The sequence below is a fragment of the Lentzea xerophila genome (assembly GCF_051094245.1).
Taxonomy (GTDB): domain Bacteria; phylum Actinomycetota; class Actinomycetes; order Mycobacteriales; family Pseudonocardiaceae; genus Lentzea; species Lentzea xerophila.
Map to the genome: position 1 here is coordinate 6,568,961 of NZ_CP194934.1, position 23,463 is coordinate 6,592,423.

Genomic DNA, 23,463 nt, shown 5'->3' on the forward strand with positions numbered 1-23,463 from the left:
CATGGGCCGCTCGTGGAAAGACGTGAAGGCGGACAAGGAAGCCATCGACCACGCCGCCGGACGCGATGTCGAAGCCACCCGAACCACTGCGCGCAACCGGACGCAGGCGTACGTGCTGGGATTCCGGCTCGCCGAACTGCGCAAGAAGGTCGGTCTGACCCAGGTCGACGTGGCCGAGCACATGGGAGTCAGCCAGGCACGGATCAGTCAGCTCGAGCAGGGCGAAGTGGATCAGCTCGAGGTGGACACGGTGCGGAGGTACATCACCGCGCTCGGCGGCACGCTCAAGATCGTGGCTGACATCGACGGCGAAGACGTGAACCTCGCGACCAGCCAGGTCGCCTGAAGCGCGGTGACTCTCTCCTCCTGATCCCGTGCTAGAACAGCCTCTTGACGGTCAGCACGTTGTCCTTGCGCGTCTCTTCCTGACCGTCCGGCCCGACGAGCGGCCGTTCCACCACCTCGTCGGTGATGATGATCCAGTTGTCCTTGAGCGCGAGGTGGTCGAGGACGTCCTTGGTCGTCGGGAAGTAGTAGTCCTGGTGCTCGGACCACGACGGCGCGCCCGCGTGCCCGCCGATGATCAGGTGTCCGCCCGGCGCCACCGCCTGCGACGCCTTCCTGAGGATGCTGTTGCGCTCCCCGTCCTCCTCGACCGGCGAGTGCAGGAACTGCGCACTGACCAGGTCGTACAGTCCCTCGGGGAACGTGACCTTCAGGTCGTGCCGTTCCACCGAGATCTCGACGCCGGCGTCGTACGCGTGCTTGAGCGCGCGGTCCAGCGCGACCTGCGACACGTCGACGCCGAGCACGCGCCATCCCCTCTTGGCCAGCCAGATGGCGTCACCACCCTCGGCACACCCGATGTCGAGCGCGCTGCCGGGCGTGAGCCGCTCGGCCTCGCGCACCAGCAACGGGTTCGGCTTGCCGGACCAGACCTGGTCCCGCTCCGAGTAGAAGGTCTCCCAGAACTCCTGTGCGGTCGTCATGCTCCCAAGATGCCTCCAGCAGTGCCGTGCTGGCAATCTACGTTGCCGTTTTAGCAACGCCAGGCGGGAGGCGGAGGCGTCCGTCCTGGACTTCGGCGATCTGGTCGACCGAGGTCACGTGGGCGCGGTCGTGCGTGACCAGGACGGTGGCGGTCGCCTGTTGGTGGGTGAGGCGGGTGACGAGGTCGATGATCGCCGCACCACGTTCGTGGTCGAGGGCGCTGGTGGGTTCGTCGACCAGCAGGACGGTGGGGTCGTTCATCAGGGCGCGGGCGATGTTGACGCGCTGCCGCTGGCCCCCGGAGAGCTGGTGGGGGCGCCGTCCTGCCTCGGCGGTGAGGCCGACGGCGGCGAGCAGTCCCCTGGCCCGGTCGCGGGCCTTGACCGGGGAGCGGCCGTCGAGCTGAGCCATGACCTGGAGCTGTTCGGCCGCGGTGAGGGACGGCAGCAGGTTGGGCTGCTGGAAGACGATGCCGATCTTGTGGCGGCGCAGGTCGGTGAGCTCGGCGCGGGTCATGCAGGTGGTGGAGGTGCCGTCGATGGTGACGGTGCCGGTGTCCGGGGTGATGAGGGTGGCGGCGACGGCCAGCAGGCTGGACTTGCCGGATCCGGACGGGCCGACCACGGCGGTCAGGCTCCCCGCGGGGACGTCCAGGGTCACCTGGTCGAGAGCCGTCAGGCGGGAGTCGCCGTCGGGGTAGGTGAGGGTGATGCCGGTCAGGTTCAGGCTCATCGAACACCTCCCAATGCGGTCAGCGGGTCGACGGAGGTGATGCGGCGGACGGACAGGGCAGCTCCCGACGCGCCGAGCAGGATCATCACGGCGGCGGGGACGAGCATGGTGGCAGGGGTCAGGACGAACGGCACGGCCGAGCCGGAGATGACGGCTCCCAGTGCCGCGGCGAGGCCGGTGCCGATGAGCGTGCCGCCGGCGAGCAGGACGACGGCTTGCCCGAGAGCGTCCTTCAACAGGCCGGTCGTGGTGGCCCCCAGGGCTTTGAGAACGGCGATGTCGCCACTGCGCTGGATGGTCCAGACGGTGAAGAAGGCACCGATGACCAACGCGGAGATGGCGAACAGGAAGCCGCGCATCAGTTGCAGGGAGCCGTTTTCGGACGTGTAGCTGCCGATCGCGGACAGCGAGTCGTCCGTGGAGACCGTCTTCGTACCCACCGCCTGGTCCGTGGCCGTGACGTCGAGAGCGGAGGTGGTGCTCAGCGCGATCACCGTCGCCGCCGGGCTGTCGCCACCGGCCGGCGCGATCTTGCGCCAGACCTCGAGGCTGGTCCAGACGACCGGCGTGTGGCTGAAGAACGCGTCACCCGCCACGGCGGCCACCGTCAGCTGCTGCCCGGCCAGCGTGAGGCTGTCGCCGGGCAGTACTCCCAGGTCCTCGGCCGCGGTGGTGGACAGCACCGCGGAGTGCTCGCCGAGTTCACCGTCCGGTGCCAGGGCCGATCCCGGCCGGACCCCGAACGCGGAGACCCCGGCACTCCGGTCACCGGCGGCCGCCTTGGTGGTGGTGATGCCGAGCGGTTCGGCGCTGGTGACGCCAGGGGTGGCGGCCCAGCGCCGCCACTGCGTCTCGTCGACGGCCGAGTTGGCGTACGACAGGTCCTGACCACCGCTGGGAGCGGCGAAGGCGATCCTGTCGGCGGGCAGGCCGGTGATCGCGGAAACGTTCTGCCGGCCCAGCCCGGCGGTCAGTCCGGACAGCAGCCCGACCAGCAGGGTGATCAGCACGATGACGGTCCCCATCAGGACGAACCGTCCCTTGGCGAACTTCAGGTCTCTCCAGGCGACGAACACGATGTCCTTTCCGACGGAACTGGTGTGTGGCTCCACCGTCGCCGCCGGCCCCCAGTGACGGCATCTGCCCTGGGACGGCACTTTCCGGGCCGGAAGACGGCCCGCCGGTTCTACCTTTCGACAGAGGCGACCCCAGCCCCCTCTCCGTAGGCTGGACACACTGTGAACGCCGTCGCCCCCGCCCTGACGCCGACCAGCCGGGTGCTGGACTGGTGCCTGCATCTGCTGGTCACGGGCCTGCTCGCGCTGGCAGCCGGGCGGGCCGTCGCCGACGGCCGGGAGCAGGCCGGGCTGGTCGTCGCCGTGGCGGTGGTGTGCGCGCTGACCTACGCGGCGGGACCGCTGCTGCCTCGCATCCGCACGTCCCGCCGGGCCGCCGGCGGATGGCTGGCGACCGTGAGCGCGGTGTGGCTGGTGCTGATGGCACTGACACCCGACGGGGTGTGGGTCGCCTTCCCGCTGTACTTCCTCCAGCTCCACCTGCTGCCCCGCCGGGCCGGGCTGACCGCCGTGGCCGCGACCACGCTCGCCTCGATCACCGCCTTCGCCGCCCACCAGGGCTCACTCAGCCCGGCCATCGCGCTCGGCCCGGCACTCGGCGCCGCGGTCGCGGTAGCGGTCGTCCGGGGTTACCAGGCCCTGTACCGGGAGAGCGAACACCGCCGACGGCTGATCGACGAGCTCACCGCCACCCGCGCCGACCTGGCCGAGGTCCAGCACACCGCCGGAGTCCTGGCCGAACGCGAACGCCTGGCCCGCGAGATCCACGACACCCTCGCCCAGGGGTTCTCCAGCATCCAGCTGCTGTTGCGTGCCGCCGAACGGGCACTGCCCGGCACCGCGGTGAACGCCGCCCGCTACGTGGAGCAGGCACGCCAGGCCGCGGTGGACAACCTCGCCGAAGCCCGCCGCTTCGTCGCCGCCCTCAGCCCGCCCGCGCTGGACGACACCACCCTGGCCGGCGCTCTGGAACGCCTGTGCGCCAACACCAGCGCCCGCCACCAGATCACCGCGCACTTCCACCTCACCGGCGAGCCGGCACCGCTGCCGACCGCACACGAGGTCGCCCTGCTCCGCATCGCCCAGGCCGCCCTCGCCAACACCGTCCGCCACGCCCGCGCCAGGACCGTCGAGACCACCCTCAGCTACCTCGGCGACCACGTCGCGCTGGATGTCGTCGACGACGGCACCGGTTTCGACCCGGACCGGCTGCCCAGCCCCGACGCGGAGAACGGTGGCTTCGGACTGGCGGCCATGCGCAGCCGCACGCACGCGCTCGGCGGCACGCTCACCATCGAGTCCGCCCTCGGCCACGGCACCGCGCTGGCGGCTCGACTCCCCCTCAACCCACCCGGCGAGACCGAGGGCCATTCGTGACCGACGCACCCATCCGCCTGCTCCTCGCCGACGACCACCCCGTGGTCCGCGCCGGCCTCCGCGCCGTGCTGGAGACCGAACCCGGCCTGGTAGTGGTCGCCGAGGCCGCGACCGCAGAAGACGCGGTCGCCCGCGCCGCCGAGGGAGACATCGACGTCGTGCTGATGGACCTGCAGTTCGGCGCCGGCATGAACGGCGCCGAGGCCACCGCCGCGATCACCAGCCGGCCAGGCGGCCCGCGCGTCCTCGTCGTCACCACCTACGACACCGACGCCGACACCCTGCCCGCCATCGAAGCCGGAGCCACCGGCTACCTCCTCAAGGACGCCCCGCCCGAGGACCTGGCCGCCGCCGTGCGCACCGCCGCCGCCGGACGCACCACCCTGGCCCCCACCGTCGCCGATCGGCTGATGAACCGGCTGCGCACGCCCGACACCGCTCTGACCCGCCGCGAAACCGAGGTCCTCGTCCTCGTCGCCGGCGGCCTGTCCAACCGGGCCATCGCGCACCGGCTCCACCTCACCGAGGGCACCGTCAAATCGCACCTGGCACGGATCTACACCAAGCTCGGCGTCGACTCCCGTACCGCCGCCGTCGCCACCGCCACCGACCTCGGACTCATCCGCCGGTGACCAGGCAGGAACGACAAACGGCCGCGCTCCCCCAGGTCCGGGGGAACGCGGCCGTCAGTCGGTGAAGGCTACTTCTTGCCCTTCGGCTCATCAGTGGACAGCGCGGCGACGAAGGCCTCCTGGGGCACCTCGACGCGGCCGACCATCTTCATGCGCTTCTTGCCTTCCTTCTGCTTCTCGAGCAGCTTGCGCTTACGGGTGATGTCACCGCCGTAGCACTTCGCGAGAACGTCCTTGCGGATCGCGCGGATCGTCTCGCGGGCGATCACGCGGGCACCGATCGCGGCCTGGATCGGCACCTCGAACTGCTGCCTGGGGATGAGCTCACGCAGACGGGTAGCCATGCGCGTGCCGTACGCGTAGGCGTAGTCCTTGTGCACGATCGCGCTGAACGCGTCGACGGTCTCACCCTGCAGCAGGATGTCGACCTTGACGAGCTCCGCGTCCTGCTCGCCGGACTCTTCGTAGTCCAGTGACGCGTAGCCGCGCGTGCGAGACTTCAGCGAGTCGAAGAAGTCGAAGATGATCTCGCCGAGCGGCATGGTGTAGCGCAGCTCGACGCGGTCCTCCGACAGGTAGTCCATGCCGCCGAGCTGGCCGCGCTTGGACTGGCAGAGCTCCATGATCGCGCCGATGTAGTCGGACGGGGCGATGATGGTGCACTTGGTGATGGGTTCGTAGACCTCGGCGCGCTTGCCCTCCGGCCAGTCGGACGGGTTCGTCACGACGTGCTCGGTGCCGTCCTCCATCACGACGCGGTACACCACGTTCGGCGCCGTGGAGATGAGGTCGAGACCGTACTCGCGCTCCAGGCGGTCGCGGGTGATCTCGAGGTGCAGCAGGCCGAGGAACCCGCAGCGGAAGCCGAAGCCCAGCGCCGCGGACGTCTCCGGCTCGTACGTCAGAGCGGCGTCGTTGAGCTGGAGCTTGTCCAGCGCCTCGCGCAGCTCCGGGTAGTCCGAGCCGTCGACCGGGTACAGGCCGGAGTAGACCATCGGACGGGGTTCGCGGTAGCCGGCCAGCGGCTTCGTGGCGCCCTTGCGCTCCGACGTGACGGTGTCGCCGACCTTGGACTGGCGCACGTCTTTCACGCCGGTGATCAGGTAGCCCACCTCGCCGACGCCGAGGCCCTGGGACGGCTTGGGCTCCGGCGAGACGATGCCGACCTCGAGGATCTCGTGGGTCGCACCCGTCGACATCATCTTGATGCGCTCGCGCGGCGTGATCTTGCCGTCCACGACCCGGATGTAGGTGACGACGCCGCGGTAGGTGTCGTAGACCGAGTCGAAGATCATCGCGCGGGCCGGGGAGTCCGCCTCGCCGACCGGCGGCGGAACCTTCCGCACGACCTCGTCGAGCAGCGCCCCGACGCCGATACCGGTCTTCGCCGAGACCCGCAGCACCTCCTCGGGCTCGCAGCCGACGATGTGCGAGATCTCCTTGGCGTACTTGTCCGGGTCCGCGGCGGGCAGGTCGATCTTGTTCAGCACCGGGATGATGGTGAGGTCGTTCTCCATCGCCAGGTACAGGTTCGCGAGCGTCTGCGCCTCGATGCCCTGCGCGGCGTCGACCAGCAGCACGGCGCCCTCGCAGGCCTCCAGCGCGCGGGACACCTCGTAGGTGAAGTCGACGTGGCCAGGCGTGTCGATCATGTGCAGGACGTGGTCCTGCCCCTCGAGCTGCCACGGCAGGCGCACGTTCTGGGCCTTGATGGTGATACCGCGCTCACGCTCGATATCCATGCGGTCGAGGTACTGCGCGCGCATCGCCCGCGCCTCGACGACGCCGGTGAGCTGCAGCATCCGGTCGGCCAGGGTCGACTTGCCGTGGTCGATGTGCGCGATGATGCAGAAGTTCCGGATGAGATCCGGCGGCGTGAACGTCGTGTCGGCGAACGTGGTCAAGGCGGTCCTCAGCAGGAAATCGGACGGGTGTCCCCTTATGGTCCCATAGAGGTCGGCGTGCTCCGCACCACTAGGGTGCGTTCGTGCTGATGAACGGTGAGGACCCCCGTCCCGCGAAGGGCGCGGTCCGCGAGATCTTCGACGCCGCCAACGCCGCGAAGCTCGAGTACGAGCCCTCGCTGGACGGCGACGCGGACCCCGGTGAGGTCGTCTGGGCCTGGGTACCCTTCGAGGAGGACGCGAACCGCGGCAAGGACCGCCCGCTGCTGGTCGTGGGCCGCGCGAAGAGAGAACTGATCGCGTTGATGCTCTCGTCCAAGGAGCCGCGCGACGACTACATCGAGCTGGGTGCGGGCACCTGGGACCGCGAGGCCCGGCCGTCGTTCCTGCGCCTCGACCGCGTCTTCGCCCTCGACTCGGACGACGACATCCGGCGTGAGGGTGCCGTGCTGGCACCCGCCGCCTTCGGCCTGGTCGTGGACGCCCTACGCGAACGTCACGGCTGGCGCTGAACGAACACACGCCACGCGGGTGCGCTGAACATCAGCGTGCCCGCGTCGGCGTTCTTGGAGTCACGTACCAGGACGTCCTGAGCGATCGAGACCTCGACGCACTCGCCGTGCTCGGTTGCTCCGCTGTAGCTGCTCTTACGCCAGACGCGGTCCCCGGCCATCGTATTCCTCTCGCGGTGGGCTGACGTACTCCGCCAACTTCGTCCGCGATTGTCCCGCATCCAAGGCGACCTGCTCTAGGTGATTGAAGAGAAGCCTGGTCCGCGCGATGGCCCCCGGATCTTGCACAAGCAGATTCCCCAGGTCGCTTTCACTCAGGGCAACCGGCAGCACCTTGTCGTACTCCCAAAGCACGCATCCGGACGAGGGAACCACAACATCCGCGGGGACGATCCTGATGGCATGGGACTCGAACAAGAGCCTTGCGTACTGATCTTCCATGATCCGCTCGTCACCGACCCGCTGCCGTAGTGCCAGCTCATGGATGTAGAACACGCAAGTCGGCCGATCGCGTCGCCGCAGGATCGTCTGCCGATCCGTACGGATCCTCACGAGGTTCGGGATTCGTTCCTCCGCCACGAATCCGCCCACGCGGTACAACGCGTCGGCGTACTCAGAAGTCTGCACAAGACCTGGCAACGACAGCTGTGTGTAGCTGGTCATCGTCTTGGCCGTGGACTCGGCGAACACAACCGTGCGCAGATCCTCGTGCACCTGCACCACGTACTCGTCGAAGGCGTTCTTGTACCGCCTTCGGAAGTCCTCGAAGAAGTCGATGTCCTTGCCGCACATCGTCAGGTACTGCACCAGGTCGATCTCGCTGGCGCGCGCCTTGCCCTTCTCGATGTTGGTCACCTTGCTCGGGTGCCACCCCAGTTGCACGGCCAGGTGGGCACCGCCCAGATCGGTGCAGGTCTCTCGCAGCCGCCGCAGCTCGTCCCCCAACGCCCTGCTGCACGCGGTCGATGTGATCACAGTCATACGGCCGACGTTAGGGGTTGCCCCTGGTCCAAAGAAGAAGCTCATTCGGGTGAAAACGGTGCGCCCTATGCAAGTCGTGTGATGTCCACGGTGACCTCAAGCGCGGTCGCCGCCCCACCCGAGTAAATCCCCTTCAACGGCGCCACATCCGCGTAGTCACGCCCGAGCGCCACCCACACGTGCCGAGGCCCGACCGGAATCGCGTTGGTCGGGTCGTACCCCCACCAACCACCGGTCCACGCCTCGATCCAGGCGTGCGACTCACCACGCACCGTCTCTCGCAGCGCGCCGTCCTCCTTCGTGTGCAGGTACCCGGAGACATACCGCGCCGGAATCCCCATGCCACGCAACAACACCAACGTCAGATGCGCGAAGTCCTGGCAGACGCCCTTGCGTTCCCGCCACGCGTCGACCGCCGAGCTGTGCACGCCCGTCGATCCCGGCTGGTACTTGAGCTGCTCCCACACCCACTGCGACCCGGCCAGCACGGCCTCGGACGGGGTCCTGCCCTTCTTCAACTCACGGGACTTGGCCAGCAACTCGCGGTCGCGCGGCGTGTAGCGCGTGGGTTCGAGGAACTCCGTGTACCGGTCGAGGACGTTGTCCTGCTTCAGGTCCTGCCAGGTGCCGGTCGTCACCGGCTCGATCTCCGCGCTCGTCTCGACGACCGACGACGCGACGACCTTCAGTTCCGTATGCGGTGCGTGCAGGTCGAACGACGTGACCTCCGTGCCCCAGTAGTCGGTGTACCGATACGCACGGGTCGCAGGGCTCGTTTCGACGCGTGAGACCACCACGTTCTGACGGCGGTCACCGCGCGGGGTGAGCCGTGCCTCGTTGTACGACTGCACGACCGGTCCCTCGTACTCGTAACCAGTCGTGTGCACGACACGCACTCGCCAGCTCATGGTCAGCCCACCTCGGTGTTCGTCCAGGCGACCCACGGCGCCACGTGGAAGTACTGGGCCGAGACGGCCTCACCGACCTCACGGACCGTTTTCTGCAGCGCCGCAAGCCGTTTCGGCAGGTCGTCGAGCAGATCGCGCGGCCGCAGGAACTCCAGTTCGCTGCGCGCCTTGCCCAGCAACCGCAACGCCTCCGCCCGTGCGCCGACCCGCACCGACGGCTGGTTCTCCAACTGCTCCAGACACGCCTCCGCCTGCCTCAGCGCGTGGAACACCGAACGTGGGAACAGCCTGTCCAGCAACAAGAACTGCACCACTCTCGACGCGTCCAACGCACCGCGGTAGGTCCGGAGATACGTGTCGTGCGCCCCGGCCGACCTCAACACCGTCACCCAGCCAGGAGACGACGCCCGGTCCCCGACGTGCGCCAGCAGCAGCCGCACGATCATGTCCACCCGCTCGACCGACCGTCCCAGCACCAGGAACCGCCACCCGTCGTCCCGCGACATCGTGGAGTCGGCCAGCCCGGCGAACATGGCCGCCCGCTCCTCCACAAAGCTGAAGAACGCGTGCGGCCCCATCGTGCGCGCGTAGGTCTGCCGTTCCGCGACGGCGTTCCACATCGCGTTGAGGCACTCCCACATTTCGGTCGACACGACCTCGCGCGCGCCACGCGTGTTCTCTCGCGCGCTGTTGACCGACGACACGATCGAACTGGGGTTGTCCTTGTTGTACGCCACCAGTTCCGTCAACGACCACACGTCGAACTGGTCCGCCCCGACCGGCGGCGTGATGCCGAGGACGGTGAGGAGCTGCCGCGATGTCGCGTCCGGGTCGACAGTGGCGTCCTCCAGCAGCTGGTGGACTGAGACGTCCAGGATGCGCGCCGTGTCGTCCGCCCGTTCGACGTAACGGCCGATCCAGTACAGCGACTCCGCGTTGCGTGCCAGCATGCCGCGCGCCTCCCTACTGCTGCTGTTGTTGCTGTTGCTGGGAAGTGGTCAGCTCCGGCCCCTGCTCGGCCGCCGCGGCCTCCATTTCGGACGGTCCGGCGAGTCCCGGTTCCGCGAGCTCCCGCTCCTGCGTCGACGACTTCGCCGCCAGCACCCACGTGTCCTTGGAACCGCCGCCCTGGGACGAGTTCACGACGAGACTGCCCTCCGGCAACGCGACGCGCGTCAACCCACCCGGCAGCACGAAGATGAAGTTGCCGTCGTTCACCGCGAACGGCCGCAGGTCGACGTGCCGCGGCGCCAGCTTGTCGCCCACCTTCGTGGGCACGGTGCTCAGCTGCACGACGGGCTGCGCGATCCACCCGCGTGGGTTGCTCCTGATCCGCCTCCGCAGCGAGGTGAGCTCCTTCGCGCCGGCGTCCGGTCCGAACACGATCCCGTACCCGCCCGACCCCTCGACGGGTTTGACCACCAGTTCGTCGAGCTTGTCGAGCACGTGCGCCCGCTCGTCCGGCAACCAGCAGCGGAACGTGTCCACGTTGGACAGCAACGGTTTCTCGCCGAGGTAGTACTGCACGATCTCCGGCAGGTAGGTGTAGACGAGCTTGTCGTCCGCCACCCCGTTGCCCACGGCGTTGGCGACGACGACGTTGCCCGCCCGCGCCGCGTTCAGCAGTCCCGCGATGCCCAGTACCGAGTCCGGCCGGAAGTGCACCGGGTCCAGGAAGTCGTCGTCGATGCGCCGGTAGATGACGTCGACCTGCCGCTCGCCCTCCGTCGTCCGCAGGTACACGAAGTTGTCGCGGCAGAACAGGTCTCGCCCCTCGACCAGCTCCACCCCCATCTGTCGTGCCAGCAGCGAGTGTTCGAAGTAGGCGGAGTTGGCCAGACCAGGCGTGAGCACCACGACGTTCGGGTCGGCCGCGTTGGGCGCGGCGGCGCTGCGGAGCGCTCGTAGTAGGTGAACCGCGTAGTCGCCCACCGCGCGCACGCGATGCCGCGCGAACAGGTCCGGGAACACCCGCGCCATGGTGCGGCGGTTCTCCATGACGTAGGAGACGCCGCTCGGGCACCGCAGATTGTCCTCGAGGACCCGGAACGTCCCCTGCTCGTCCCGCACCAGGTCCACGCCCGCGACGTGGATGCGCACCCCGTTCGGCGGACTGATTCCGGCCGCCTCGCGGTGGAAGTGCTCGCAGCTCGTGATGAGACGCCGCGGCAACACTCGGTCCCGGACGATCTGCGCGTCACCGTAGATGTCCGCGAGGAACATCTCGAGCGCCCGCACCCGCTGAACGATGCCCTTCTCGAGCTTCGACCACTCGCCGGCCGTGATGATCCGCGGGATCAGATCGAGCGGAAACGGCCGTTCCTGCCCGGACAGCGAGAACGTGATGCCTTGGTCGACGAACGCCCGGCCCAGCGCTTCACTTCGCGCGTTCAGCTCGTTGAGCTGCGACGGAGCCACCGACTCATACAGCGCGCGGTACGCGGATCGCACCCCGTTGTCGGTGGAGAACATCTCGTCGTAGGCGTCAGCGTGCGGCCGTTGCGGGTTCAGGTACCCGTTGAACAGCTCACCGAGCCTCGGTGTCGTGACCGTGCGGCTGCGGCGCGGTCCTGAGGTGCGGGCCCGGTGCTCCATGGTCCACATCTTCACCCTGTTCACGGCGATTTCGCACTAGTCCGACCGGACAGAAACCTCCCGGAAACGAAACCCGGTCCTATCCCGACCATGGAGGCGTGACCTCAGCCGAGCCGCCGCGGATGGAACTCGAACGCACGATCGAGTTCGACAAGCCCATCACCGAGTTGGTCATCGACAACTCGTCCCCGCAGAACCCCGTGCTGTGGGTGTTCTTCGCCGAGGGCAACCCGGAGACGGTCCTGACGAACACGGGCGAACGGCACGCGAGCGAAACCACCATCAGCCTCAGGAACGCCGCCCGCCCCCAACGATCGCTGCGGGTCGCGGACCTGGTGGCCAGAGCAGACGGCACGGACGTCGTCGTCCTCGGCAACGGCGAGGAGATCCGCCGGCTGACCGGGCACTCCACCCCGGTCACCACGTTGACGCTGTGCCCGACCGCGGGCGGGCCGCTGGTGGTGTCGGGAAGCGAGGGCGGCACGATCCGGATCTGGAACCCGCGCACCGGCGAGCTGGTGCGGGGAAGTCAGCCGGCCCGCGTCACCGTGCTCCTCGCCTACCTCGGCCTGGACGGACGTCCGCGCATCGCGTCCGCCGGCCCGACGGGCAAGGTACGCATCTGGAACCCGCGCCTGCCCGCACCCTCCCGAGCCGGATCGGTGGCCATCCGAGGCTTCAACGACCGTGTCGCCCCGGATGACCTGCTCGGCCGCCGCACGCTCGCCGACACGTTCAGCCACCTGCTCAGCGTCGACGACAACGGACCGACCGTGATCACGGTCGAGGGTGCCTGGGGTTCGGGCAAGAGCACGCTGCTGGACTTCATCCGCCGTGCCCTGGCCACAGAGCCCGAAGACGCGCCCGACGGCCCGAAGCTGACGGTGTCCGCCGCCACCTGGATGCTGTTGTGGCCGCGCGAGCGCACGCCGGCGAAGAAGACGCCGACCAAGCCGTTGGTCGTGACGTTCAACCCGTGGCGGCACCAGTCGAGCGAACAGGTGTGGGCGGGCCTCGCGAAAGCCGTCGCGGCGGGCGCCGAACCCGCGCTCATGCCGGACCAGGACGCGAAGGAGCGGTACTGGTTCGAGAGGAACTCCGACCGCGTCGATCGCCGTCATCTCCAGCGCCAGCTGGTGAAGCGGATCTACTCACCGGTGTCGTCGCTGGCCGTCATCGGCGTCGCCGTGGCTCTCCTGGGGCACCTGACCAGGATGAACCTCTGGTGGGCGTGGATCCCGGCGGTGTCGATAGGTGTCGCCGGCCTGCTGCACACCGCGTGGCGGTTCTTCTTCGCGAGAGCGTCGGCGTTCCTGCCGGGCGAGCTGTTCGCGGGCCCGGTCGCCAGCAACGCCTTCTCCAGCACCACAGTCGATCCGTTGATCCGCGACCCCTACTACCACGCCAAAGCCGGGTACCTGTACCTCGTGCAACACGACGTCAAGGCGTTGCTGGAGGACCTCAAGGGCCACGGCTACCAGGTTGTACTGCTGATCGACGACCTCGACCGGTGCATGCCGCGGACGACGGCCCAGGTGTTCGAGGCCATCAACGTGTTCCTGTCCGACGACTTCCCCACGACGCGCTTCGTGCTGGGCCTCGACTCGTCGGTGGTGGCCTCACACGTCGACCACGCCTACAAGGAGCTCGCCGACGCGAAGATCGTGACGCATCCTGACGACCCGAGTCCGGGTTGGACGTTCCTCCGCAAGCTGGTCCAGCTCCCCGTGCGGTTGCCGCGCACGACCGAGGACAACATCGACAACGTCCTGCTCGACCAACTCGGAGCAGTGCACAGTGACGAGCTCGACCTGACGCCCCTGCCGAGTTCCGGAAACGGTACGACCACCGCACCGGCGGTGACCGAGGTGCCCGAGCAGCTGGTCGTGGCGATGGAGCGTCACCACCAGGTCCGCGACCACCTCAGACGCCGGCTCATGGCGCAGCCCGAGCAGTCGGTGCGGGAGGAGAAGCGACTGCTCAACGTCTGGCAGTTCTACCTGCGCGTGCTCGGCTCGGACGTGCCGCAGGCGTGTCACCTGGTCGCCGTCGCCGAGATAGCCACGCGCTGGCCGGCCTACCTGCATCGGCTGCGCGGCCGATGGCAGGACCTGGCCGACGCGGTCCACGACGACATCCGGTGGGGCGCCACGATCGCCAAGCTCGGGTACGGACACGACGACCGCAAAGCCGCGGCGAACCTGCGGGAGCTGCTGCGGGACTGCGACGCACAGGCGGTCGCGGGGCTGGCGAACAGATTGTTCTGAACATGAAAATGCCCTGCGGGGAGCGCTTGTGGCGCTCAACCCGCAGGGCAAATTAAGTTCGGCGGCGACCTACTCTCCCACACCGTAACCAGTGCAGTACCATCGGCGCAGAAGGGCTTAACTACCGGGTTCGGAATGGGACCGGGTGTTTCCCCAACGCTATAACCACCGAAACACTATGAAATTACAACCTGAACCCCGAACAGCCGGGTTCGATCGGTCCTGGTTGTTCTTCCAGAACCGCACAGTGGATGCGTAGCGTCTTTGTAACAAGTCCTCGGCCTATTAGTACCAGTCAGCTCCAACCGTTACCGGTCTTCCACCTCTGGCCTATCAACCCAGTGGTCTAGCTGGGGGCCTTAACCCACGAAGGGTGGGATACCTCATCTTGGAACGAGCTTCCCGCTTAGATGCCTTCAGCGGTTATCCCTTCCGAACGTAGCCAACCAGCAATGCTCTTGGCAGAACAACTGGCACACCAGCGGTCCGTCCGTCCCGGTCCTCTCGTACTAGGGACAGCCTTCCTCAAGTATCCTACGCGCGCGGCGGATAGGGACCGAACTGTCTCACGACGTTCTAAACCCAGCTCGCGTACCGCTTTAATGGGCGAACAGCCCAACCCTTGGGACCTACTCCAGCCCCAGGATGCGACGAGCCGACATCGAGGTGCCAAACCATCCCGTCGATATGGACTCTTGGGGAAGATCAGCCTGTTATCCCCGGGGTACCTTTTATCCGTTGAGCGACCACGCTTCCACAAGCCATGGCCGGATCACTAGTTCCGACTTTCGTCCCTGCTCGACCCGTCAGTCTCACAGTCAAGCTCCCTTGTGCACTTGCACTCGACACCTGATTGCCAACCAGGCTGAGGGAACCTTTGAGCGCCTCCGTTACTCTTTGGGAGGCAACCGCCCCAGTTAAACTACCCACCAGGCACTGTCCCTGATCCGGATCACGGACCGAGGTTAGACATCCAATACGACCAGAGTGGTATTTCAACGATGACTCCACACTGACTGGCGTCAGCGCTTCACAGTCTCCCACCTATCCTACACAAGCCGAATCGAACACCAATACCAAGCTATAGTAAAGGTCCCGGGGTCTTTCCGTCCTGCCGCGCGTAACGAGCATCTTTACTCGTAATGCAATTTCGCCGGGCCTGTGGTTGAGACAGTCGAGAAGTCGTTACGCCATTCGTGCAGGTCGGAACTTACCCGACAAGGAATTTCGCTACCTTAGGATGGTTATAGTTACCACCGCCGTTTACTGGCGCTTAAGTTCTCAGCTTCGCCCCGAAGGACTAACCGGTCCCCTTAACGTTCCAGCACCGGGCAGGCGTCAGTCCATATACATCGTCTTGCGACTTCGCATGGACCTGTGTTTTTAGTAAACAGTCGCTTCTCGCTGGTCTCTGCGGCCGTCTCGCCCTAGCCTGCAAGAGGCTTCAAGCGCTACGGCCCCCCTTCTCCCGAAGTTACGGGGGCATTTTGCCGAGTTCCTTAACCACAGTTCGCCCGATCGCCTCGGTATTCTCTACCTGACCACCTGTGTCGGTTTGGGGTACGGGCCGCGTGAAAGCTCGCTAGAGGCTTTTCTCGGCAGCATGGGATCACTCTACTTCGCCTCAATCGGCTACGCATCACGTCTCAGCCTATGTGAAGCACGGATTTGCCTATGCTTCGGCCTACACGCTTGCACCAGTACTACCACTCACTGGCGGAGCTACCCTCCTGCGTCACCCCATCGCTTGACTACTACAAGTTCAGGTCCCGCGCTCCACAACCCAGCTAGTCCCGAAGGACATCGCCGAGCGCTTCGGGCGGTTAGTATCACAAGGTTCATCATGGGCGCGTTCACACGGGTACGGGAATATCAACCCGTTGTCCATCGACTACGCCTGTCGGCCTCGCCTTAGGTCCCGACTTACCCTGGGCGGATTAGCCTGGCCCAGGAACCCTTGGTCATCCGGCGGACGAGTTTCTCACTCGTCTTTCGCTACTCATGCCTGCATTCTCACTCGCATAGCGTCCACGGCTGGATTACTCCGCCGCTTCAACCGCTACACGACGCTCCCCTACCCATCCCGAGTCAAGCTCGAAATGACACAGCTTCGGTGGTGTGCTTAAGCCCCGCTACATTGTCGGCGCAGGACCACTTGACCAGTGAGCTATTACGCACTCTTTAAAGGGTGGCTGCTTCTAAGCCAACCTCCTGGCTGTCTGTGCGACCCCACATCCTTTCCCACTTAGCACACACTTAGGGACCTTAGCTGGCGTTCTGGGCTGTTTCCCTCTCGACTACGAAGCTTATCCCCCGCAGTCTCACTGCCGCACTCTCACACCACGGTATTCGGAGTTTGGTTGATTTCGGTAAGCTTGTGGGCCCCCTAGACCATCCAGTGCTCTACCCCCGCGGTGAAACATACGACGCTGCACCTAAATGCATTTCGGGGAGAACCAGCTATCACGGTGTTTGATTGGCCTTTCACCCCTAACCACAGCTCATCCCCCAGGTTTTCAACCCTGGTGGGTTCGGGCCTCCACGCGGTCTTACCCGCGCTTCACCCTGGCCATGGCTAGATCACACCGCTTCGGGTCTAGACCACGCGACTCAAGCGCCCTATTCAGACTCGCTTTCGCTACGGCTACCCCACACGGGTTAACCTCGCCACGTAGCACTAACTCGCAGGCTCATTCTTCAAAAGGCACGCCGTCACCCCTAAAGGCTCCGACGGATTGTAGGCACACGGTTTCAGGTACTATTTCACTCCCCTCCCGGGGTACTTTTCATCTTTCCCTCACGGTACTAGTCCGCTATCGGTCACCAGGGAGTATTTAGGCTTAGCGGGTGGTCCCGCCAGATTCACAGCGAATTTCACGAGTACGCTGCTACTTGGGAACACTCTAAACAGACGCTACGTTTTCGAGTACGAGGGTTTCACTCTCTACGCCCGTGCTTTCCAGACACGTTCCTCTAACGATGCGTTTTCTGACTGTTTGCTAGCTCGGCAGAACTAGCCAAGAGGTCCCACGACCCCGCGAATGCAACCCCTGCCGGGTATCACACAGACGCGGTTTAGCCTCATCCGCTTTCGCTCGCCACTACTCACGGAATCACGGTTGTTTTCTCTTCCTGCGGGTACTGAGATGTTTCACTTCCCCGCGTTCCCTCCACATACCCTATGTGTTCAGGTATGGGTGACCCCACATGACTGGGGCCGGGTTTCCCCATTCGGAAATTCTAGGATCTCAGCTCGGTTGACAGCTCCCCTAGACTTTTCGCAGTCTCCTACGTCCTTCATCGGCTCCTGGTGCCAAGACATCCACCGTATGCCCTTACTAACTTGCTACAAAGATGCTCGCATCCACTGTGCAGTTCTCAAAGAACAATCAGACCCACCAGAACCACTGCGAACGCCGGCCTGACCAAAGCCAGGTGGTCCATCCGCGTCTGATGACCGATCACTGAAAGACACAAAAAGCGTGTTCCCTCAGGACCCAACAGCGTACCGATCCGTTCACCCAGCCCCCCGATGACCTTTCCACGCAGGCGAACCTGCAGTACTCACTCATCCGGCAACCGGACGTCTAGCCAGCCAGCATCCACTAATGAGCCCTACCTCGCTTAAGCGAGTGCAGGTTCTGACCAGCGCTGAGACGTTCGCTCAGAACACTGGTAGATGCTCCTTAGAAAGGAGGTGATCCAGCCGCACCTTCCGGTACGGCTACCTTGTTACGACTTCGTCCCAATCGCCAGTCCCACCTTCGACCGCTCTCCCCCTTGCGGGTTGAGCCACGGGCTTCGGGTGTTACCGACTTTCGTGACGTGACGGGCGGTGTGTACAAGGCCCGGGAACGTATTCACCGCAGCGTTGCTGATCTGCGATTACTAGCGACTCCGACTTCACGGGGTCGAGTTGCAGACCCCGATCCGAACTGAGACCGGCTTTATGGGATTCGCTCCACCTCACGGCTTAGCAGCCCTTTGTACCGGCCATTGTAGCATGTGTGAAGCCCTGGACATAAGGGGCATGATGACTTGACGTCATCCCCACCTTCCTCCGAGTTGACCCCGGCAGTCTCCCATGAGTCCCCGGCATTACCCGCTGGCAACATGGAACGAGGGTTGCGCTCGTTGCGGGACTTAACCCAACATCTCACGACACGAGCTGACGACAGCCATGCACCACCTGTGAACCAGCCACAAGGGAGGCTCTATCTCTAGAGCTTTCTAGTCCATGTCAAGCCCAGGTAAGGTTCTTCGCGTTGCATCGAATTAATCCACATGCTCCGCCGCTTGTGCGGGCCCCCGTCAATTCCTTTGAGTTTTAGCCTTGCGGCCGTACTCCCCAGGCGGGGTGCTTAATGCGTTAGCTGCGGCACAGAGGGCGTGGAAGCCCCCCACACCTAGCACCCACCGTTTACGGCGTGGACTACCAGGGTATCTAATCCTGTTCGCTCCCCACGCTTTCGCTCCTCAGCGTCAGTGTCGGCCCAGAGACCCGCCTTCGCCACCGGTGTTCCTCCTGATATCTGCGCATTTCACCGCTACACCAGGAATTCCAGTCTCCCCTGCCGAACTCAAGTCTGCCCGTATCGACCGCAGGCTTGGGGTTAAGCCCCAAGTTTTCACGGCCGACGCGACAAACCGCCTACGAGCTCTTTACGCCCAATAAATCCGGACAACGCTCGCACCCTACGTATTACCGCGGCTGCTGGCACGTAGTTAGCCGGTGCTTCTTCTGCAGGTACCGTCACTTGCGCTTCGTCCCTGCTGAAAGAGGTTTACAACCCGAAGGCCGTCATCCCTCACGCGGCGTCGCTGCATCAGGCTTTCGCCCATTGTGCAATATTCCCCACTGCTGCCTCCCGTAGGAGTCTGGGCCGTGTCTCAGTCCCAGTGTGGCCGGTCACCCTCTCAGGCCGGCTACCCGTCGTCGCCTTGGTAGGCCATTACCCCACCAACAAGCTGATAGGCCGCGGGTCCATCCCATACCGCCGGAACTTTCCACCCTCCACCATGCGGTAGAAGGTCGTATCCGGTATTAGACCTCGTTTCCAAGGCTTATCCCAGAGTACAGGGCAGGTTACCCACGTGTTACTCACCCGTTCGCCGCTCGTGTACCCCGAAGGGCCTTACCGCTCGACTTGCATGTGTTAAGCACGCCGCCAGCGTTCGTCCTGAGCCAGGATCAAACTCTCCAATAAGGATTGTGTGATCGCTCCAGACGGAATATGTCTGGCATCTATCTTCTCAAAGGAACTACCTCGACGAGGAGGTAATTCATATATTACTGGCTGTGTTTCGGCACGCTGTTGAGTTCTCAAAGAACACGCGCTCACCGGATCCAATCTCCGTTTCCGGAGACATTCACTCGGGGCTTGTGTTGCTGAAGCTTATTGGTCTTGCCAGCCGGTGTCAAATCTGCCTCTCAGAGGCTCTTCTTCTTCCGGTTTTGCCAGGCTCGTTCCGGTTTGTATTTCCGGCCCGCTTCGCTCTGACATGGAGAACATTACACGGGGGTGTTTCGATCTCCAAATCGGGGGTCCTGGTGGCCGCGAGACGTGCGGCCACCAGGACAAATGCGTCCGTCAGGGCGCTGAGACCCCGACATCGGCCTTCGTCAGCGGCTTCCGCACGGCCGACGAGCTGTACTCGTCCGCCCCGGCATCGGGCTTGCCCGAGCGCGACTGCGGATCGAAGTCCCTCGTGACATACGAGTACGTACCCGCGGAAGAGTCGATCGCCGGGCTCCCGGACGAGAGACGCAGCAGGCCGTTCGAGTCGCGCACCAGCTTCGGGTCGACCGAGCGGTAGCCGGACGGGATGCCGGCGGTGCCGCCCCACACGATGTTGCCCTCGTACCTGACCGTCGAGCCGCTCATCATGTCGATCAGCTTGGAGGACGAACCCTGGATGACGTTGTTCGCGAGTACGCAGTCCTTGGGTGCATAGGTACCGGTGTCGCTGTCGACCACGGCGCCCGTTCCGATCAGGGTGTTGAACGCGACCGTCACGCGGTCGGGACGGTCGTGCGACGTGGAGCTCGGACCGCTGTCCTTCTCCGACCCCTTGCCGAACACGATCGCCCGGTCGCCGGTGTTCTGCACGTAGTTGTTGAACACCTTGTGGTCGTTCCCGTGGAACCGGATGCCGCTGCCGAACAGCAGGTTGCCCTCGACCGTGGTGCGGTGGCCGTGACGCAGGACGATGTAGCCCTTGCTGTCGCGGATCGTGTTGAAGCGGACCGTGTTGTCCGAGGCCTTGACGGAGATGGCCTCGGGATCGCCGTTCGCCTTCTCGAACAGGTTGTGCTCGATCACCGCGTACGCCGACTTCGACTGCTTGTGGCTGTAGCCGAGCCGGATCGACTCGCCGCCGTTCGCGCCGGAGAAGCTGTGGTTGTAGAAGTAGTTGTGGTGGATCCAGGTGCGCTGGGCGATCTCGCTGCCCGGCCCGGTGATCTGCAGGTACACGCCCTGGTTGCTGCGGTTCGAGAACGTGTTGTGGTCGACCTGGACGTCGTTGGCGCTCACGGTGAGCGAGGCGCCGTCCTTGTCGCCGTTGTAGGTGTTGCGGGTGATGCGCGTGGCCTGCGCCTCGACGGGAACCGTCATCGAACTGGTTCCGTTGAAGACGAACCCTTCGATCGTCACGTCCCGGACGGCCCCCAGTTCGAAGCCGCCGCGCGTGAACACCGTGCGGCCGGCGTTCTTCGCGGCGACGGTGATGCCCGACTTCGTGATCTTGATGGGCCGCTCGGCGGTGTGCACGCCCTCGGCCAGCACGATGCGCTGGCCAGGTCGCGCGGTGTCGATCGCGGCCTGCAGGGAGGACACGGTCGACACGCCGACGACAGCCGCGAAGGCAGGCACGTGGACGAAGGACGACAGCAGGGCGGCCGCGCCGACTGCGGCCAGTGATCGGATCATTCGCCAACTCCGGTGTTGGGTCGTCGGCGGCGGTAGAAGGGAAGCTACCGCAAAACTCCGGCAGGTGGGGTAGTCCGATACAACCCCAGGGCCGTGTCGAGGGACGGCACCCGCTCCAGTTGTCCGATGTCTGCGACCGGGAACCACTGCGCGAGGTCGGTCGTGCCACCTACCTCATGGCGCAGCTCGCCACCCACGATCCGGACCTCGTACATGATCCGAAGAGCGTGGTAGTCGCGGTCGGGCTCCTCGCGGAGCTCGGAGTCGATGCCCAGCAGGCGGACCACCTCGACGGTGAACCCGGTCTCCTCCTCGACCTCCCGGATGACCCCGTCGTACGGGTGCTCGCCGTGGTCGATGCCGCCTCCGGGCAGGATCCAACGTTTGCCCTTTGGGCCAAGCCAGCGGGCCAGCAGGATCTCGTCGTCCTCGTTGATGCACACCCCGTACGCCGCCACGCGCTGCTTCTTCGCCCTCATGCGATCCAGCCTAACTGGCGATCACCCCGAAAAAGTGATATCACTTAGCTACTACTTCGATAGGGGGACCTGGATGAGCGCGACGGTTGAGACGACGGTGCACATGCCTGCACCCGTAGTGCGCGAGAAGCACGCACGGGACTTGCCCGGTCTGCCGATGTTCTTCGCAGGATTGGTGGTGTACGCGGTGGGCGTGTGGCTGCTGGTCGACGGTGTCATCCGCACGGCGGCGGACGGCCGTGACCCGTCCGGCGCGATCATCGTGGTGATGGTGCTGCTGTTCCTCGCGGGATCGCTGGTCCTGAAGGGGCTCTTCACGGTGGCGCCGGGCGAGGCGCGGGTGCTGCAGTTCCTCGGTCGTTACGTGGGCACGGTGCGCACGGACGGTCTGCGGTGGGCGAACCCGCTCACCACGAGGGAGAAGATCTCCACCCGGATCCGCAACCACGAGACGCAGACGCTCAAGGTCAACGACGCGGACGGCAATCCGATCGAGATCGCGGCCGTGGTCGTGTGGCAGGTCGAGGACACCGCGCGCGCACGGTTCGAGGTGGACGACTTCGTGCGGTTCGTCGGCATCCAGACCGAGACCGCCGTGCGGCACATCGCGACGAGCTACCCGTACGACAACCACGACGAAGCTGGTCTGTCACTGCGGGAGAACGCGGACGAGATCACCGAGACGCTCGCGATCGAGATCTCGGCACGCGTGCAGTCCGCGGGCGTGAAGGTGATCGAGTCACGGCTCACCCACCTCGCGTACGCGCCGGAGATCGCCCACGCCATGTTGCAGCGGCAGCAGGCGGGCGCGGTCGTGGCGGCACGGACGCGGATCGTGGAAGGCGCCGTCGGCATGGTCGAGCTCGCACTGCAGCGGCTCGCCGAGCAGCACGTCGTCGAGCTCGACGAGGAACGCAAGGCGGCGATGGTCTCGAACCTGCTCGTCGTCCTGTGCGGTGACCGCTCCACTCAGCCCGTGGTGAACGCAGGGTCGCTCTACACCTGATGGCAGATCGCAAAAGCGTTCTGCTCAGGCTCGATCCGGCCGTGCACGACGCGTTGAGCAGGTGGGCGAACGACGAGCTGCGCAGCACCAACGCGCAGATCGAGTTCCTGCTGCGGCGTGCGCTGGCGGACGCGGGACGGCTGCCCGGCGAGGCGAAGAAGATGCCTCGCCGGGGCAGGCCACCGAAGAAGCCCGACGACGAACCAGAGGATCCGGCCTAGTGGTGTGGCTCCGGGCCACACCACTAGAACTCCGGTGGTGCCTCCAGGTCATGGGCGCGGAAGAGCACGGCGTGCTCGACGCCCATGACCTCGCCGCTCATCGCGAGGAACTTCGGGATGAAGTCGGCGGGAGCGGGGTGGTCCGGGAGTGCGGCCAGGTACGCGGCGTGTGCCTCGAGTGAGGCGACGCCGCGGCGCAACGGGTCACCGGTCACGTCGACGCCATGGGTGGCGCCCGAGCCGGCGAACCCGGGGGTGATGTACCAGCGTGCGGAGTGCGGTTCGAGACCTTCGTCGTCGATCTGTTCCGGGAAGACCCAGCGGTTGCCCGCGTCGCGCAGCGCGTCGAGGGTCGCGAGCCCGGCCGCGCGGTGGTCGGCCTGGTCGAACCCGTAGGGCGTCTCGACCTCGAAGCTGCCGCCGAGCACGACGTCCGGTTTGAACCGGCGGATCTCCCGGCAGATGTCGCGGCGCAGGTCGAGGCCGTAGACGAGGACGCCGTCCGGATGTTCGAGGACGGTCAGGTGCCGCACGCCGACCACCGCGCAGGCGGCCTGCTGTTCGGCGACGCGCAGGCGTGCCGTCTCCTCGGGTGGGTTCGGCATCCCCGCCTCGCCGCGGGTGAGCAGGAGGTAGCCGACCTCGATGCCGCGCTCGATCCAGCGAGCGACGGCGGCGGACGTGCCGTACTCCATGTCGTCGGGGTGCGCGACGACGCAGAGCACGCGCCGGAATGACTCCTCCGGAAGGGCAGGCAGTGTCATGCCGTCCATCCTCCCGCGCAGGACGGGCCCGGTCTCCGCATTTGCGGAAAACCGGTCGCCGGCGTAAGGCGTCCCCGCACCTCTGAA

At 65.7% G+C, this 23,463-nt stretch carries 19 protein-coding genes and 3 rRNA genes; 7 read left to right on the top strand and 15 right to left on the bottom strand.

The genetic code is table 11. From position 1 onward, the window contains the following. Position 1: 1 nt before the first annotated feature. The gene (locus ACRSBM_RS31230) at positions 2-346 is read left to right on the top strand and encodes a helix-turn-helix domain-containing protein (RefSeq protein WP_030474387.1); all 345 of its coding nucleotides are present in this window, start codon (positions 2-4) and stop codon (positions 344-346) included. 31 nt (positions 347-377) lie between these two features. On the opposite strand, the gene ACRSBM_RS31235 is transcribed toward ACRSBM_RS31230, so the two are convergent. Genes ACRSBM_RS31235 through ACRSBM_RS31245 form a run of 3 tightly spaced genes read right to left on the bottom strand, consistent with a single transcriptional unit; the run spans position 378 to position 2,798 of the window. Then, complete coding sequence (locus ACRSBM_RS31235) at positions 378-989, bottom strand: class I SAM-dependent methyltransferase (RefSeq protein ID WP_434448825.1); 612 nt, start codon at positions 987-989, stop codon at positions 378-380. 37 nt (positions 990-1,026) lie between these two features. After that, the gene (locus tag ACRSBM_RS31240) at positions 1,027-1,722 is read right to left on the bottom strand and encodes an ABC transporter ATP-binding protein (protein ID WP_434448827.1); all 696 of its coding nucleotides are present in this window, start codon (positions 1,720-1,722) and stop codon (positions 1,027-1,029) included. Continuing rightward, complete coding sequence (locus ACRSBM_RS31245; RefSeq protein WP_434448829.1) at positions 1,719-2,798, bottom strand: ABC transporter permease; 1,080 nt, start codon at positions 2,796-2,798, stop codon at positions 1,719-1,721. The genes ACRSBM_RS31240 and ACRSBM_RS31245 overlap by 4 nt, the downstream gene beginning before the upstream one ends. A gap of 162 nt (positions 2,799-2,960) precedes the next feature. On the opposite strand from ACRSBM_RS31245, the gene ACRSBM_RS31250 reads away from it, so the two are divergent. Both ACRSBM_RS31250 and ACRSBM_RS31255 read left to right on the top strand, forming a co-directional pair. Then, positions 2,961-4,175, top strand: coding sequence for a sensor histidine kinase (locus ACRSBM_RS31250; protein ID WP_434448831.1), 1,215 nt, complete (start codon positions 2,961-2,963; stop codon positions 4,173-4,175). Then, on the top strand, positions 4,172-4,807 hold the full coding sequence (locus ACRSBM_RS31255) for a response regulator (protein ID WP_434448833.1): 636 nt from the start codon (positions 4,172-4,174) through the stop codon (positions 4,805-4,807). Before ACRSBM_RS31250 ends, ACRSBM_RS31255 begins: the two co-directional genes overlap by 4 nt. A 68-nt stretch (positions 4,808-4,875) precedes the next feature. Here the strand turns inward: ACRSBM_RS31255 and lepA are convergent, their stop codons facing one another. Beyond that, entirely contained in the window at positions 4,876-6,711 is a 1,836-nt protein-coding gene (gene lepA / locus ACRSBM_RS31260) for a translation elongation factor 4 (protein WP_434448835.1), read from the bottom strand. 89 nt (positions 6,712-6,800) lie between these two features. Here lepA and ACRSBM_RS31265 point away from each other — a divergent pair, with 89 nt between their 5' ends. Continuing rightward, complete coding sequence (locus ACRSBM_RS31265) at positions 6,801-7,223, top strand: type II toxin-antitoxin system PemK/MazF family toxin (protein ID WP_434453285.1); 423 nt, start codon at positions 6,801-6,803, stop codon at positions 7,221-7,223. Here ACRSBM_RS31265 and ACRSBM_RS31270 read toward each other — a convergent pair. From ACRSBM_RS31270 to ACRSBM_RS31290, 5 genes are all read right to left on the bottom strand, one after another. After that, complete coding sequence (locus tag ACRSBM_RS31270; RefSeq protein WP_434448837.1) at positions 7,208-7,384, bottom strand: DUF397 domain-containing protein; 177 nt, start codon at positions 7,382-7,384, stop codon at positions 7,208-7,210. The two genes, ACRSBM_RS31265 and ACRSBM_RS31270, sit on opposite strands and share 16 nt — an antisense overlap. Next, positions 7,359-8,204, bottom strand: a complete 846-nt coding sequence (locus ACRSBM_RS31275; protein WP_434448839.1) for a helix-turn-helix domain-containing protein — start codon at positions 8,202-8,204, stop codon at positions 7,359-7,361. Before ACRSBM_RS31275 ends, ACRSBM_RS31270 begins: the two co-directional genes overlap by 26 nt. Before the next feature lie 65 nt (positions 8,205-8,269). Beyond that, positions 8,270-9,112: a transglutaminase family protein gene (locus ACRSBM_RS31280; protein ID WP_434448841.1), complete on the bottom strand. Its 843-nt coding sequence runs from the start codon at positions 9,110-9,112 to the stop codon at positions 8,270-8,272. Between the two features lie 2 nt (positions 9,113-9,114). Continuing rightward, complete coding sequence (locus ACRSBM_RS31285; RefSeq protein ID WP_434448843.1) at positions 9,115-10,062, bottom strand: alpha-E domain-containing protein; 948 nt, start codon at positions 10,060-10,062, stop codon at positions 9,115-9,117. Between the two features lie 13 nt (positions 10,063-10,075). After that, on the bottom strand, positions 10,076-11,707 hold the full coding sequence (locus ACRSBM_RS31290) for a circularly permuted type 2 ATP-grasp protein (protein ID WP_434448845.1): 1,632 nt from the start codon (positions 11,705-11,707) through the stop codon (positions 10,076-10,078). A 98-nt stretch (positions 11,708-11,805) separates the two neighbouring features. Between ACRSBM_RS31290 and ACRSBM_RS31295 the strand changes: the two genes are divergently transcribed. Next, a complete protein-coding gene (locus ACRSBM_RS31295; protein WP_434448847.1) occupies positions 11,806-13,974 on the top strand; it encodes a P-loop NTPase fold protein in 2,169 nt (722 codons plus the stop codon). A gap of 56 nt (positions 13,975-14,030) precedes the next feature. Here ACRSBM_RS31295 and rrf read toward each other — a convergent pair. The 5 genes from rrf to ACRSBM_RS31320 form a co-directional block, all read right to left on the bottom strand. Next, positions 14,031-14,147, bottom strand: a 5S ribosomal RNA gene (gene rrf, locus ACRSBM_RS31300). 92 nt (positions 14,148-14,239) lie between these two features. Beyond that, positions 14,240-17,323, bottom strand: a 23S ribosomal RNA gene (locus ACRSBM_RS31305). 341 nt (positions 17,324-17,664) lie between these two features. After that, positions 17,665-19,181: ribosomal RNA gene (locus tag ACRSBM_RS31310) — 16S ribosomal RNA — on the bottom strand. Together the 16S, 23S and 5S rRNA genes form the textbook arrangement of a ribosomal RNA operon. Positions 19,182-19,565: 384 nt before the next feature. Beyond that, positions 19,566-20,906, bottom strand: a complete 1,341-nt coding sequence (locus ACRSBM_RS31315; RefSeq protein WP_434448849.1) for a polysaccharide lyase 6 family protein — start codon at positions 20,904-20,906, stop codon at positions 19,566-19,568. 44 nt (positions 20,907-20,950) lie between these two features. Then, a complete protein-coding gene (locus tag ACRSBM_RS31320; RefSeq protein WP_434448850.1) occupies positions 20,951-21,385 on the bottom strand; it encodes an NUDIX hydrolase in 435 nt (144 codons plus the stop codon). 73 nt (positions 21,386-21,458) lie between these two features. On the opposite strand from ACRSBM_RS31320, the gene ACRSBM_RS31325 reads away from it, so the two are divergent. Both ACRSBM_RS31325 and ACRSBM_RS31330 read left to right on the top strand, forming a co-directional pair. Then, positions 21,459-22,391: an SPFH domain-containing protein gene (locus tag ACRSBM_RS31325; protein WP_434448853.1), complete on the top strand. Its 933-nt coding sequence runs from the start codon at positions 21,459-21,461 to the stop codon at positions 22,389-22,391. Then, positions 22,391-22,612, top strand: coding sequence for a hypothetical protein (locus ACRSBM_RS31330; protein ID WP_434448855.1), 222 nt, complete (start codon positions 22,391-22,393; stop codon positions 22,610-22,612). Before ACRSBM_RS31325 ends, ACRSBM_RS31330 begins: the two co-directional genes overlap by 1 nt. Before the next feature lie 23 nt (positions 22,613-22,635). Here the strand turns inward: ACRSBM_RS31330 and ACRSBM_RS31335 are convergent, their stop codons facing one another. After that, positions 22,636-23,385 (bottom strand): PIG-L deacetylase family protein, encoded by a 750-nt coding sequence (locus ACRSBM_RS31335; protein WP_434448857.1) that lies wholly within the window; start codon positions 23,383-23,385, stop codon positions 22,636-22,638. Between the last annotated feature and the right edge of the window lie 78 nt (positions 23,386-23,463).

What these genes read in the sequence shown, in the direction of transcription:
- ACRSBM_RS31270 (WP_434448837.1), bottom strand. Translation starts at nt 7,384, where the DNA reads ATGGCCGGGGACCGCGTCTGGCGTAAGAGCAGCTACAGCGGAGCAACC.
- ACRSBM_RS31230 (WP_030474387.1), top strand. Translation starts at nt 2, where the DNA reads ATGGGCCGCTCGTGGAAAGACGTGAAGGCGGACAAGGAAGCCATCGAC.
- ACRSBM_RS31320 (WP_434448850.1), bottom strand. Translation starts at nt 21,385, where the DNA reads ATGAGGGCGAAGAAGCAGCGCGTGGCGGCGTACGGGGTGTGCATCAAC.
- ACRSBM_RS31290 (WP_434448845.1), bottom strand. Translation starts at nt 11,707, where the DNA reads ATGGAGCACCGGGCCCGCACCTCAGGACCGCGCCGCAGCCGCACGGTC.
- ACRSBM_RS31275 (WP_434448839.1), bottom strand. Translation starts at nt 8,204, where the DNA reads ATGACTGTGATCACATCGACCGCGTGCAGCAGGGCGTTGGGGGACGAG.
- ACRSBM_RS31325 (WP_434448853.1), top strand. Translation starts at nt 21,459, where the DNA reads ATGAGCGCGACGGTTGAGACGACGGTGCACATGCCTGCACCCGTAGTG.
- ACRSBM_RS31265 (WP_434453285.1), top strand. Translation starts at nt 6,801, where the DNA reads ATGAACGGTGAGGACCCCCGTCCCGCGAAGGGCGCGGTCCGCGAGATC.
- ACRSBM_RS31240 (WP_434448827.1), bottom strand. Translation starts at nt 1,722, where the DNA reads ATGAGCCTGAACCTGACCGGCATCACCCTCACCTACCCCGACGGCGAC.
- ACRSBM_RS31315 (WP_434448849.1), bottom strand. Translation starts at nt 20,906, where the DNA reads ATGATCCGATCACTGGCCGCAGTCGGCGCGGCCGCCCTGCTGTCGTCC.
- ACRSBM_RS31285 (WP_434448843.1), bottom strand. Translation starts at nt 10,062, where the DNA reads ATGCTGGCACGCAACGCGGAGTCGCTGTACTGGATCGGCCGTTACGTC.
- ACRSBM_RS31235 (WP_434448825.1), bottom strand. Translation starts at nt 989, where the DNA reads ATGACGACCGCACAGGAGTTCTGGGAGACCTTCTACTCGGAGCGGGAC.
- ACRSBM_RS31335 (WP_434448857.1), bottom strand. Translation starts at nt 23,385, where the DNA reads ATGGACGGCATGACACTGCCTGCCCTTCCGGAGGAGTCATTCCGGCGC.
- ACRSBM_RS31330 (WP_434448855.1), top strand. Translation starts at nt 22,391, where the DNA reads ATGGCAGATCGCAAAAGCGTTCTGCTCAGGCTCGATCCGGCCGTGCAC.
- ACRSBM_RS31280 (WP_434448841.1), bottom strand. Translation starts at nt 9,112, where the DNA reads ATGAGCTGGCGAGTGCGTGTCGTGCACACGACTGGTTACGAGTACGAG.